Below are 13,076 nucleotides of genomic sequence, written 5' to 3'. Positions count from 1 at the left end.
TCTGGAGTATGCCCTTGCACTTCTGCTGATGGGGACATTACTCGCAGAAACTCCGAGGTAAACGAGACTTCAAGGCCATCATCAAAAGTAATTTCAAGATTTTTGCCTTGGTTTTTTAGGTGGATTTGCGTAGGCCAGCGTGTATCCGACATATTTTTTTATCCTTGCCCAAGTTCATGGAACTCAGTATTGATGATTTAGGAATTATACCTGTGGTTCTAAGATATATTTCTAGTTAAATCCACTGGAACTCCTTACTGATGGATTGACGCTAACTCATTGCGTACTACATTAGAATTGTTAAATTCGTCGTCTAAAGAGATACGTGAGTGGAGGTTTCCATGGGGCAATATGCCGAGGACAAACAGCAGGGTGCCCACCCAGCATTGATTGACCCGTTCGGCCGCGCCGTGACGTATCTTCGCGTCTCTGTGACTGATCGTTGTGATTTGCGCTGCGTCTATTGCATGTCCGAGCACATGACTTTCCTTCCCAAGAAAGACGTTCTTTCACTGGAAGAGCTGGATCGCCTCTGCGCTGTTTTCATTGAAAAAGGCGTCCGCAAAATCCGCCTCACAGGTGGGGAGCCGTTGGTTCGTAAGAATATCATGAGCTTCATCTGCGGCCTGAAGCGGCATCTGGATAGCGGCGCACTTGATGAACTCACCATTACCACGAACGGTACGCAGCTCGAACGCTACGCTCAAGAACTGTATGAAGCAGGTGTGCGTCGCATCAACGTCTCTCTCGACACCTTAAATGCAGACAAGTTCAAGGATGTTACACGGTGGGGTGATATTCAGAAGGTTTTCGATGGCATTAAGGCTGCTCAGGAAGCCGGTCTTCAGATCAAGCTGAATGCTGTTGCACTGAAGAACTTCAACGAGGATGAGCTCATCCCGATGCTGGAATGGGCGCATGAACGTGGGCACGACCTTACCTTCATCGAAACCATGCCACTCGGTGAGATTGATGGGGACCGTAATGAGCAGTATCTGCCGCTGAGCGACGTGCGTAAAGCACTCTCCGCCAAGTACACACTGACAGACATTCCATATAAGACCGGCGGCCCTGCTCGCTATATGCAGATTGAAGAGACTGGTGGACGTCTTGGTTTCATCACCCCAATGACACACAACTTCTGTGAAAGCTGTAACCGCGTCCGTGTGACCTGTACCGGGCAGTTGTTCATGTGCCTTGGCCAAGAAGATCAAAAAGACCTGCGTGCGGCACTACGAGCATCTGAAGGGAATGAAGTGCTTTCGGAAGCGATTGAATCAGCGATTGCACGAAAGCCTAAGGGGCATGACTTTATTATCGACCGTGATAACAAGTCTGCAACTGGAACGCGTCATATGAGTATGACGGGCGGGTAAGTTTATCACGAGCGAGAAATGCCCAGCAATCTTTAGCTGGGCATTTCTTCCAAAGTTAGTTAGGCGCTGCTGTTTTCGCACCTTCAAGCTGTGTTGAGATGTTATCAAACACAGCAGTCAAATCGTCGCCCAGAATAGTGACTGCTCCAATGATGGCAACAGCGATGAATGCAGCAAGAATACCATATTCAATTGCAGTTGCGCCTGACTCGTCCTTAAGAAATTTAGCGAACATTGTTTTAAACTCCGTATTGAACCCTAGAAGCCCCACTCCTCATCGGGACTAGCTGCAACCTAGGCTCTCATTTCTTGCCAATTTATGAATCAAATTTGCGGAGCAATTTAAGTTTGTTGGGCATAAGCACTATTATCAGCAGCGCATGTTTAACACTACAAATTCAGCACACACATAATGCCATTAACTTATTGATTTAAATAATTTTTTCATTGTATAAAATTTTATACAATGCATTTACTATTTATTTACTCAGTCTATTAGTTACCAGTTTTCGCAGTGCATAGTTTTGTTTCTTCAACTCAAAACGTTAATCTCCCTTTCTCTTCAACTTCGAGTCTTTCCAAAGACCTCGCCAGAAGAGGTGAAATGCGTGTGATCGTGCGTAGCGGCCTTGCATTAAAAGTCGATGCATTAGCAGTTCAGTTGGTTCGTTTTGATCTTGGAAGGTTTCTTTCGCCAGATAGCTCATTGCCTTATGCTCCTTACCGCATTTCGTTGAACAATAGTCTTGTGTCGAAGATGCTGACAAACGAGTAATTTCAAGCAATCAGATCAGTTTTCTTGAGGCGAAATGCGTTATTCTCTTCCTCCTCTCAACTCGTTCAAAGCCTTTGAATGCGTGGCACGTCACATGAGCTTTGCTAAGGCGACCAATGAGCTTGGGCTAACGCCGTCGGCCTTGAGTTATCAGATCAAAATGCTTGAAGATCAGCTGCAGGCCCAGTTGTTTACACGCCTAAACCGGGCGATTGAGCTTACTTCAGCTGGACACCAGTTGTTGCCAGGCGTTGAAGCAGGGTTAGAAAACTTCAGCGAGGCTGTCGCTCGCATTAAAGGATTAGATCAGGATAAAGTCCTCGTTATATCCACGGGCCCAGGTACGGCATCCAAAGTTATTGCACCTCGGATTTATCGTTTCATGGAGGCTTATCCTGAAATTGAACTGCGCATCTCGGCTAATTTGAAGCTTGTGGATTTTTACAAGGACGATGTTGATCTCGGGCTTCGCTTCGGGCGAGGACCATATCCGGGTTTGCATATTGATGTTCTTGCTGAGGATTTTCTTACGCCCATGTGCGCACCTCGGCTGGCGAAAGAGATGCGTGAGCCCGCCGACTTAAAGAACTTTACCTTGCTTCATGAAGACAGCATGGCGACCTTCTTGAACGCACCAGGATGGAAGGAGTGGTTGAAGACTGCAGGAGTTTCCAAAGCCTCCTGGTCAGAGAAAGGAATGCACTTTTCTCAAATTGATCACGCTCAGGATGCTGCTATTGAGGGGGCTGGTGTTATTCTGGGTCGAAAAGTTTTATGCGCGCATGACGCTCGACTGGGTCTGTCGACCAACCCATTCGATTTTGAAATTTCCGCAACTGCTCATTATATGCTGGTGGGTTTGGAAAGTTCATTTCAAAAGCATAAGTGCAAGGCATTCATTGAATGGATAAAGGCAGAACTTGATGAGCTCTGCCTTTCATAATTGCATTTCGTAGAACTGGGCACTGCAAACAGAAACGGCAGATGTCAACGAAATGACTACCTGCCGTCTAAGCGAAACTTTTTCAAAGAAACAGATTAATCCTGATCAACCAACAACGATTTTGGGTGCTGACCTTGCTGCATCTCCAGTGGGTTGAAGGACGCCCTGCCACAGGCCAGCAGCAATGATGCCGTATGCCTTAGAGATTGGGCTATCTGGATTACTCACTGTGATTGGAGTGCCTGTATCAGATTGCTCTCTGATTTCCATCGTCAAAGGCACTTCACCTAAGAACGGGACTTTCATCTTCTCAGCTTCTGCTTTTGCACCACCATGACCAAAGATCTCATGCGTGCCACCGCAGTCTGGGCAGACAAAGTGACTCATGTTTTCTACGATACCCAACACAGGGATCGCGACTTTCTCAAACATAGCAATACCACGACGTGCATCCAGAAGCGCAAGGTCCTGTGGTGTTGAAACGACCAGAGCACCTGTAAGAGGTACTTTTTGAGCCATAGTCAACTGTACATCACCCGTTCCAGGCGGGAGGTCAACGATAAGTGCATCCAGCTCACCCCAGTCAACTTCGCGCAGCATCTGATTGAGGGCAGACACCACCATTGGGCCGCGCCAGATCATGGCTGTTTCTTCTTCTACAAGAAAACCAATAGACATCAACTTGATGCCATGGGCTTCCAGAGGCTTCATAATACGGTTTTCAAGAACTTCCGGCTGCCCAGATGCTCCCATAAGCTTTGGAATAGATGGGCCGTAGATATCAGCATCCAGCAAACCAACCTTCAAGCCCATTGCAGAAAGAGCAAGTGCGAGATTGGCTGATGTTGTTGATTTACCAACCCCACCTTTACCTGATGCAACAGCAATAATGTGTTTTACGCCAGGCACTTCCTGTTTTGCTGGCATTGGGGCACCTTTCGGCGGGGCTTTGCGTGCAGCAGGTGGTTGCGTAGATGGAGAACCAGGTTGTTTTTCTGCTGTAAGTGCAACGAGGACCGTTTCAGCACCAGAAAGCACCGACACAACCTTCTCGGCGGCCTGACGAAGCCCTTCAAGTTCTGAAGCTCGCTCTGCAGGTACTCTGATAGAAAAGACGACACGACCATCTGATACAAACAGGTCTGCAACCAGATCCTGATCAACAATATTGCTCTTGCCATCAGGCGATTTAACCTGTTTGAGCACTTCGAGAACGCGCTCCTGCGTCAACCCAGCCATAGCCTCTTCAGTATCCTTATGGTTCTTGCCTGATGTGAACCCGCCTTTGAGGCGCCCCCACAATCCTTTAGATTTGTCGTTGTCCATTGTGCACACCCTGTGAAGCTCTGCATTGCAGAGAGGGATAATATGATCTTGAAGGTAAATATGCCTGCAAACTGAATGTACAAGCTTTTGCCTATGGTTCTTTTATATCTTGGTATACGTCTCAAGATGAATAGAGCAATACAGAATTCATCAAAGACGTTATTTGTCCTTTGCACATTCGCAACCCGTTTTGCCAAAACTGGGTGCCATCAGTTGAGCGAAGTTCACGCAAAGTTGAGCTCACCAACACAAATTCACAGATATTTGCGGTTGGCGCAAAATCTTTCGTTGCAGATAAAACCTAACGTCTTCTGAGGATTAGCGCGCCACCTAGGGGATCTGCCTTACGCATTGGAGAACCTGTTTCATGCTCCTGATACATTAGGCCCACAAACTGAGGGGAATGCATGGTATTTAGGGGTTTAAGAACCCTCTTGCTTTTGCCACCAGAAGCTGGAGGGGCGGGCAAAATTCATGCTGACAATTATGTTCTGCATTTTCCACGGGCTAGGAGGCAATCGTGTCTAATCCTATTTTGATGAATCGTCGTAGCGTGCTGGGAGGCATGGCCGCTACCGGTGCCATTGCAATGGTGCATCCATATTCTGTTCTTGCAAAAGAGAACACCGCGCACTTGCGTTTGATGGAAACAACCGATCTCCACGTCCACGTCGCTCCATATGATTATTATGCTGATCGCCCAATGGACACAGCTGGCCTTGCTCGCACAGCAACTATCATCAAAAAGCTGCGCTCTGAAGCAACCAACACCATGCTGGTTGACAATGGAGACTTTCTGCAGGGCAACCCAATGGGGGATTACATTGCTTACGAGCGCGGCATGCGCGAAGGTGATGTGCACCCGGTCATCAAAGGCATGAACGTGCTGGGTTACGACGCTGGTACATTGGGTAACCATGAGTTCAACTACGGTCTGGACTTCATGATGAAGGTTCTTTCCGGAGCAAACTTCCCAGTTGTTTCCTCCAACGTATCCAAAGGTACCACCCTTGCTTCCAATGGCCGTAAGGATGATCTGTTCCTGAAGCCGTACACCATTGTTGAGAAGAAGATCAAAGACGGTGCTGGCATCGAGCACACGATTAAAGTGGGCTTTGTTGGCTTCGTTCCTCCAATGATCATGAACTGGGACTCCCGTCACCTGGTTGGCAAAGCGAACACTCGTGACATGGTGGATGCTGCGCGTGCATGGGTTCCAGAAATGAAGGAACAAGGCTGCGACCTCATCATCGCGTTGTGCCATGGTGGTATCGCTGGTGGCGAACATGAAGACGGCGCTGCAAACACTGCACTACACATCGCTGGTGTTGAAGGCATTGATGCTCTGTTTACGGGTCACCAGCACGATGTCTTCCCGGGTCCTAGCTATGAAGGCATTTCTGGCGTTGATGCTGTCAAAGGCACGCTGCAAGGCAAACCAGCTGCTATGGGTGGTTTCTGGGGTTCTCACCTTGGTGTCATCGATCTGATGATTGAGCGCGACGGCAACAACGGCTGGCGCATTGCAAACTTCACCACAGACGTACCGTCTATCTATAAGAAAGAAGGTCGTAAGCGTATTCCTCTTGTTACCAGTGATGAAGAAGTGCTGGCAGCGGTTGAGGATGATCACCAAAAGACACTTTCTTATGTGCGCCGCGCTGTGGGCAAATCCTCTGCTCCGCTGCATTCCTACTTTGCACTGGTGGCTGATGATCCGTCTGTTCAGATCGTTTCCAAGGCACAAACCTGGTACACCAAGGAAATGCTTAAGGACACCGAGTGGGCTGGCCTGCCAGTACTTTCTGCTGCTGCTCCGTTCAAAGCAGGTGGTCGCGGTGGTGCGGACTACTATACTGACGTTGCTGCTGGTGATATCGCAATTAAGAACGTTGCTGACCTTTACCTTTACCCGAACACAACACGTGCAGTGCTGATCACCGGTAAAGACGTGAAGGAGTGGCTTGAGCGTTCTGCTGGTATGTTCAACCAGATTGAAGCAGGTAAGAAAGACCAGGTGTTGCTGGACGCTGAGTTCCGTTCTTACAACTTTGATGTGATTGACGGTGTTACCTACGAAATCGACCTGACACAGCCTTCTAAGTATGACGGCAAAGGCAATGTTGCACATCCAGATTCTAACCGTATCGTAAACCTTCAATTCGAAGGTAAGCCAATCGATATGGATCAGAAGTTTGTTGTTGCAACCAACAACTATCGCGCTGGTGGTGGTGGTAATTTCCCTGGCATCAATGATGATGTGATCATCTTTGTTGGCCCGGACACAAACCGCGATGTGATTGTTCGCTACATTGTGGACCAGGGAACGATTAACCCGTCTGCAGATGCGAACTGGAAGTTCACGCCTGTTGCTGACACGACTGTTCTGTTTGAGACCGGACCTGCTGCTGAAAAGCACATGAAAGGTGTGAAGGGCGTTCAGATTGAGGCTGCGGGTGAAGGCAAAGACGGTTTTGCCATGTACCGCATTACGCTTTAATTTTGACTGAGGCGTATCGTTATCCGAAAATCGGAACCACTGTGCGGCGATACGCTCTAAGTCTGAATGACTTACATGATTTTGGGAAGGCGGGCCATGAGCTCCGCCTTTTCTTTTTTTCGCAAAAAGCAAGAAGTATCAATGTTTTAAACACTGTATTTTACATTTTTAGAAGAATTTGCTGTCAGGCTTTCATGAACCGGAGGATCTGACAATGAGTGTTACGCAATTATGTTATCGCAGCCGCATTCATTGGCCTGCGCTTCGCTATAGCCTCGATGAGGAAGTTGAGCGGTCGTTGACCCGTATTCGGCGCATCAATTCGATGGCAGGCGTTACCGGCGCCCTGATCCTGACAGACAATCATATCTTTCAGCTTTTGGAAGGCCCTTGGCCCTTAGTGAAGCGAACGTTTGAGTGTGTGCTTGAGGATAAGCGGCATTCTGATCTGACCGTTCTCTCCAATGAAGAGCAGGATTTCAGGCTCTTTCATAACTGCTGGATGCATTTCTGCGATCTTCGTGAGGAAGCAGATAGTCAGTATCCCAAGTTTTTCGGCAATCTCCTTGCCCATCCTGACCGCACCTGTAGCGAGGAAGTGATGGAGTTGCTGCTTCTGCTCTCAATGAACATGAGCGAAAGTCAGCTGACCAGCCGCCTTGCACTCATGTAGTCCCAATACTTGTTCCCCAAGGTGGCATGACCACCGCTCCCAGACGCTCTTAAAGGCACCTCTCCTCCCATTGCCTTTAGGAGCGTTTTCTTGTGGTTTGCGACTGGATGCCACTTTGCACCCTGCCCTATCCTGCTTCACAAGTAGCTTTGATGATTTGCGCGTCAGGCCTAAGTGGGAAATCAGGTATGTCTGTTGAAACAGAAAAGCGAAACAAAGTGATCGGTTGTATCCTCTGTGGCGGGAAGTCCCGACGCATGGGCGGCTCTGATAAAGCATTACTAGACCTGAATGGCACGGCTTTGCTGGAACATGTTGCTTCCCGCTTGCATGGGCAAGTCGCACAGAGTGTTTTGAGCGTGAATGAGCCAAGTGACCTTCACAAAAGTTTGGGATTGCCTATGCTTTCAGATGAGCTTGAAGGCCATCTAGGGCCATTGGCTGGTGTTCACAGTTCATTGAGTTGGGTAAGACAAAACACTCCTGACGCATCCGATGTTGTGACTGTGGCAGTTGATACGCCGTTTTTTCCAACGGACCTGGTGGAGACGCTTGCTGCCAGCAGAAAAACGAATGCAGGCGCCCCAATCATTTGCTCCAGCGGTGGGCGCGACCACTTTGCATTTGGCTTGTGGCCTGTGGCCTTAGCAGACCCTTTGAAAGAGTACCTTTTGAAGGGTGGTCGTAGCATCAAAGGCTTTTTTGAAAACCATCCGCCAGTCATCGTGGAATTCAAACTTCAGAATGCTGTTGATCCCTTCTTTAACATCAACACGCCAGAAGATGTTCCCGTCGCACTTGAGCATCTTGCTCAATTACAGGTGCAATAGTCGTCAAAACGATCAGATGCCTGTGAGATCTTTGATTTTTGCCAAATCCTAAGGCGTGACTCTGGTAAATAAAGAAACACGCGTACTCAAGTTTCCGGAATAGACATGAACACGAAAACGCCCAGTCTGAGCTTTGACGAAGCCCTTTCTCATTTGCGAGATTTAGGTCACTGCAAAGTCACTGCAGAAGAAACATCGCTTTACGAGGCGTATGGCCGTGTTCTTGCCAACGACATCATTGCAACCTGCGACCTTCCTCCGCTTGATAACTCTGCAATGGATGGTTACGCGATTGCTCAAAGTGCGTCCGAGCAGACATCCTTTCCGGTGGTCATGGAAGTCTTTGCTGGCTCCATGCCGGAAGCCGCGCTGAAACCGGGAGAAGCTGCGCGGATTTTTACGGGAGCACCGGTTCCTGAAGGAGCCGATTTTGTTGTTCCTCAAGAAGATTGCTCAGAGAGTGAAAGCGATGGAGTACGTTTGGTTCAGCTTTCTCGTAGCTATCCGACTGGCTGCAATATCCGTCGCAAAGGTGAAGACCAGACCAAAGGCGCACCTATAGTGAAGGCAGGTACTGTGCTGCGCCCGCAGGAGATTGCCGCGGCTGCCTCCATCGGTATTGGCCAACTGCAAACATACCGCCGGCTGAAGGTTGGTGTATTTTCAACGGGTAATGAACTGATCCGTCCAGGAACAACGCGGCAGGACGGGCAAATTTTCGACACGAACCACTTCCTGCTGCGCGGTATGCTTGTCAATTTGCCGGTAGAGCTGGTGGATCTCGGCATTCTGGCAGATCAACGTGATGTTGTGGAAACTGCGTTAGAAGCAGCCTCCAAAGAATGTGATGTGATCCTGACCTCTGGCGGTGCTGGAGGTGGTGATAAGGATTTCGTCTCTGCAACGCTCTCCAAGCTTGGCAAAACCACCTTCTGGCACTTGGCTGTTAAGCCCGGACGCCCGTTCATGGTGGGCGAACTGCCTGATTGCGTCTTTATCGGTCTTCCGGGCAATCCTGTGGCCGCCACTGTCGCCTTCGCCTTCCTTGCGCGCCCGTTGATTGAAGCACTTGCTGGGGCTGACTTCATTGAAGCGCTGCGCCAATACATCGCTGCGGATTTTGAGATTTCTGGCCGCAAAGCTGGACGTCGTGAGTTTTTGCGCGGGCGCCGTGTGGTTGAAGATGGCACTCTTAAACTGACCAAGTATCACAGTGACGGATCAGCCTTGTTATCTTCTCTAACTTTCGGCGATGGTTTCATTGAGTTGACAGAAGATATGACTTCTGTTCGCAAGGGTGATCTTGTTCCGTTCATCAGCTTTGATGAAATTGGCCTTAGGTAACTCTGCTGGCTTGCATTTTCAGAATCGCGTGCGAGCCATTTTTCCACGCCTAGATCACTGGTTGCAATTTTAACAAGTTTGCCCTCAAAGCTGCGAAATATTGCAAGATATTACCGCGAAGCATCGTCATTTTGCTATTAATTAGCCTAATATGCCCAGCATATAGGTTGATCTACGGATACTTTTAGTGAAACATAAGCTCCGGTTATGCAGGGGCCTACCTTAAGAAACCCTGCCAAGATAATTAATTCGGGGACATAATATGCGTATTATGCGTTTGGCAGCAGTAGCAGCAATTGCGTTGGCAGCAGTTTCTGGCGCGGAAGCAAAAGAATGGACAAAGGTTCGCATGGGCACCGAGGGCGCCTACCCTCCATTCAACTATACCACCGCTGACGGAACACTGACTGGCTTCGACATTGAGATTGGCAATGCTCTTTGTGACGAGCTGAAGCTTGAGTGTACATGGGTTACTCAGGACTGGGACGGTATCATCCCTGGTCTGGTTGCTGGCAAGTACGACACCATCCTTGCTTCCATGTCCATCACTCCAGAGCGTATGGAAAAGATCTCCTTCTCTGAGAAGTACTACAACACTCCTCCAGGCATCGCAGTACGCAAAGATTCCGAGCTGAGCGAAGCCTCTCCAGAAGGCCTCAAAGGCGTTCGTCTTGGCGCACAGGGTAGCACCACGCACTCTCAGTTCGCTGAAGAGATCCTGAACGGCTCCGACGTTGCTCTTTACCCAACTTCTGAAGAGTACAAGCTAGATCTGGAAAATGGCCGTGTTGACGCTGTGGTTGACGACGTGATGGCTCTGGAACAGTGGATCAGCTCTGACAAGGGTTCTTGCTGTAAGATCCTTGGCACGATGCAGTCCGTTGAAGAGATCCACGGTAAAGGCGCAGGCATCGGCGTTCGTAAAGGCGACGAAGATCTTGCAGCTCTGTTCACCAAGGGCATCGCTGCTCTGCGTGCAAACGGCAAATACAAAGAAATCAACGACAAGTACTTCAAGTTCGACGTTTACGGCGAATAAGAGTAACTTGGCACTCAGCTGATTTATCAGCTGACGGTTTTGAGACCCTCGGGTGCTTTGCCCCCGAGGGTTTTATTTTGCCAATTTGACCAGTCAAAGTCACCAGTTTGGCAGAATGGCTCATTTAGTCTCTCAAAATGGCGATTTGTAATTGATTCCGGGAAAGCTCAAACCCGCTCTTCTGAGTGTGAAGGGACATAGTTTTCTCACTTAGCTCAGAAAGCGGGAGAAATATTCCCTCCACACAACCCGTCGAATTACCGGATATCACTTCACAATAACGGCACATGTCGCATTTTTCTTCCGATATCTCCGTTATTTCAGTTGAAGTCCCGCGCATTTTTTATAGTGTCCTTGGCAACAAATGCAGAGCACAACCAAAATGACCACTCTGCCAAAAAGAACAAGGATACACAGATGTCTTTTGCCCGTATGGCGCTTGCCACACTTATGAGCTTCACTGCTGTTTCAGCCCTTCAGGCAGATGAGATCACCAAACTGCGTATTGCGACAGAAGGTGCTTACCCTCCATTTAACTTCACAGGATCAGATGGTGTTCTGACTGGCTTTGATGTTGAGATTGGTAATGCACTTTGCGCTGAGATGAAGGTTGAGTGTGAATGGGGCACGCAGGAGTGGGATGGCATGATCCCAGGTCTGGTTGCTGGTAAATACGATGCGATCATCGCCAGCATGTCCATCACGGAAGAGCGGCTAGAGCGCATTTCGTTCTCTCGCAGCTATTACAACACGCCATCAACCATTGCAGTGCCTAAGGATTCTCCCGTTTCCGATATCACTCCAGATGCTCTGGAAGGCCTGTTGATTGGGGCACAGGGCGGCACCACGCACTCTGTTGTGGCGGAAGAGATTTACTCCGACGCTGATGTGTCACTGTACCCGACCTCTGAAGAGTACAAGTTGGATATCGAAAACGGTCGTCTGGATGCCGTGATTGATGATCTGAGTGTTTTGCAGAGCTGGGTGGATTCTGAAGCAGGCTCTTGCTGTAAGATCATCGGCTCTTTGCCAATCCAGCCTGAGTTACACGGTCAGGGCATCGGTGTTGGCGTTCGCAAAGGTCAGGAAGAGCTGGCAGATCGCTTCTCTCAGGCTATTCTCACAATTCGTGAAAACGGCACCTATAAGACGATCAATGACAAGTATTTCTCTCAGGATGCGTTTGGCGAGTAACAGCTGAAACGAGCCAAGAAAGATTCGAAGCTGGGGAAAGTTTCTGTGATGCATCACCGTTTTGTGGAACAACCATGCCCAAAACTGATCAGAATGGAAACTTACTCCTCTCAAGATGGAATGAATTGGCTATTTTCTGCTGACACCCCTACTCAAATAGGTTGAAATCTTATTTCTTCCATTTAAATATGCGCCCCGGCTGTGCAGGGAGCCATCTTGATGACCCCTGCCAAGAATTTACAAAGGGGAATACAAATGGGCTTCATGCGCTTTGCCACTGTTGCAACACTCGCACTTCTTGCTTCAACTCAGGTTCAGGCAAAGGAATGGACCAAAGTCCGAATTGGTACTGAAGCCTCGTACCCTCCATTTGCCTACACCACTGCCGATGGCAAGCTGGTTGGCTTTGAGATTGAACTGGGCAACGCGCTTTGCGCCGAACTGAAGGTTGAATGTGAATGGATGCCGGTTGACTGGGACGGATTGATCCCTGGCCTCGTTGCAGGCAAGTACGACACGATCATGGCATCTATGTCCATCACACCAGAACGGAAGCAGCGCATTCAGTTCTCTGAAAAATACTACCAGACTCCTCCGGGAGTGGCAGTACCAAACGATAGCAAGATCACTGAGGCATCCATTGAAGGAATGTCTGGTGCTCTTGTCGGCGCGCAGGTTGGCGCGACACACGCAGTGTTTGCTGAAGACATTTTGACTAAATCAGAAGTGTCTCTGTACCCTACTGCTGATGAATATAAACTCGATTTGGAAAGTGGTAGACTTGACGCTGCAGTTGATGACGTAGTTGTTCTTTCTGACTGGTTGAAGTCAGAGGAAGGCAATTGCTGTAAACTGCTCGGTACCATGTCACCTATTCCAGAGATACATGGTGAAGGCGTTGGTGTAGGCGTTCGTAAGAACGACCAAGACTTGGCAGACCTATTCTCCAAAGCGGTTATTGCTTTACGTGAGAATGGAAAGTACAAAGAGATCAACGACAAATATTTCGACTTTGACGCCTACGGAGAGTGATGGCGTCAAGCTGCAATACACTCTGACGGCGGGACCAGTTTCCC

12 protein-coding genes are annotated in these 13,076 nt (G+C 48.8%); 9 read left to right on the top strand and 3 right to left on the bottom strand.

What is annotated here, in order from left to right:
* Positions 1-152 (bottom strand): gamma-butyrobetaine hydroxylase-like domain-containing protein (locus PPL9_RS31735; protein WP_152986882.1); only part of this gene is annotated, 152 nt, incomplete at its 3' end.
* A 189-nt stretch (positions 153-341) separates the two neighbouring features.
* On the opposite strand from PPL9_RS31735, the gene moaA reads away from it, so the two are divergent.
* Positions 342-1,376 carry a GTP 3',8-cyclase MoaA gene (moaA, locus tag PPL9_RS29115; RefSeq protein ID WP_057465993.1) on the top strand — a complete coding sequence of 345 codons (1,035 nt, stop codon included), beginning with the start codon at positions 342-344 and terminating at the stop codon, positions 1,374-1,376.
* A 55-nt stretch (positions 1,377-1,431) separates the two neighbouring features.
* On the opposite strand, the gene PPL9_RS29110 is transcribed toward moaA, so the two are convergent.
* Complete coding sequence (locus tag PPL9_RS29110) at positions 1,432-1,611, bottom strand: Flp family type IVb pilin (RefSeq protein ID WP_057465992.1); 180 nt, start codon at positions 1,609-1,611, stop codon at positions 1,432-1,434.
* A 574-nt stretch (positions 1,612-2,185) separates the two neighbouring features.
* On the opposite strand from PPL9_RS29110, the gene PPL9_RS29105 reads away from it, so the two are divergent.
* Complete coding sequence (locus PPL9_RS29105) at positions 2,186-3,094, top strand: LysR substrate-binding domain-containing protein (RefSeq protein WP_057465991.1); 909 nt, start codon at positions 2,186-2,188, stop codon at positions 3,092-3,094.
* A gap of 105 nt (positions 3,095-3,199) precedes the next feature.
* Here PPL9_RS29105 and apbC read toward each other — a convergent pair whose 3' ends face one another.
* Entirely contained in the window at positions 3,200-4,333 is a 1,134-nt protein-coding gene (gene apbC, locus PPL9_RS29100; RefSeq protein ID WP_057466175.1) for an iron-sulfur cluster carrier protein ApbC, read from the bottom strand.
* A gap of 652 nt (positions 4,334-4,985) precedes the next feature.
* On the opposite strand from apbC, the gene PPL9_RS29095 reads away from it, so the two are divergent.
* The 7 genes from PPL9_RS29095 to PPL9_RS29065 all read left to right on the top strand — a co-directional run bounded on the left by PPL9_RS29095 (position 4,986) and on the right by PPL9_RS29065 (position 13,032).
* Positions 4,986-6,920: a bifunctional 2',3'-cyclic-nucleotide 2'-phosphodiesterase/3'-nucleotidase gene (locus PPL9_RS29095; RefSeq protein ID WP_082597169.1), complete on the top strand. Its 1,935-nt coding sequence runs from the start codon at positions 4,986-4,988 to the stop codon at positions 6,918-6,920.
* Between the two features lie 214 nt (positions 6,921-7,134).
* A complete protein-coding gene (locus tag PPL9_RS29090; RefSeq protein WP_057465989.1) occupies positions 7,135-7,593 on the top strand; it encodes a BLUF domain-containing protein in 459 nt (152 codons plus the stop codon).
* A gap of 188 nt (positions 7,594-7,781) precedes the next feature.
* Complete coding sequence (gene mobA / locus PPL9_RS29085; RefSeq protein ID WP_082597168.1) at positions 7,782-8,423, top strand: molybdenum cofactor guanylyltransferase MobA; 642 nt, start codon at positions 7,782-7,784, stop codon at positions 8,421-8,423.
* A gap of 105 nt (positions 8,424-8,528) precedes the next feature.
* Positions 8,529-9,767: a gephyrin-like molybdotransferase Glp gene (gene glp / locus PPL9_RS29080; protein WP_057465988.1), complete on the top strand. Its 1,239-nt coding sequence runs from the start codon at positions 8,529-8,531 to the stop codon at positions 9,765-9,767.
* A 262-nt stretch (positions 9,768-10,029) separates the two neighbouring features.
* A complete protein-coding gene (locus PPL9_RS29075) occupies positions 10,030-10,806 on the top strand; it encodes a transporter substrate-binding domain-containing protein (protein ID WP_057465987.1) in 777 nt (258 codons plus the stop codon).
* Between the two features lie 417 nt (positions 10,807-11,223).
* A complete protein-coding gene (locus PPL9_RS29070) occupies positions 11,224-12,000 on the top strand; it encodes a transporter substrate-binding domain-containing protein (protein WP_057466173.1) in 777 nt (258 codons plus the stop codon).
* A gap of 255 nt (positions 12,001-12,255) precedes the next feature.
* Positions 12,256-13,032: a transporter substrate-binding domain-containing protein gene (locus tag PPL9_RS29065; protein WP_057465986.1), complete on the top strand. Its 777-nt coding sequence runs from the start codon at positions 12,256-12,258 to the stop codon at positions 13,030-13,032.
* Positions 13,033-13,076: the final 44 nt, after the last annotated feature.

Origin of the sequence: Pseudovibrio sp. POLY-S9 (genome assembly GCF_001431305.1) — a bacterium.
Taxonomy (GTDB): domain Bacteria; phylum Pseudomonadota; class Alphaproteobacteria; order Rhizobiales; family Stappiaceae; genus Pseudovibrio.
Note: the sequence above shows the minus strand (reverse complement) of the source record. Positions and strands in the feature narration are given on the sequence as shown.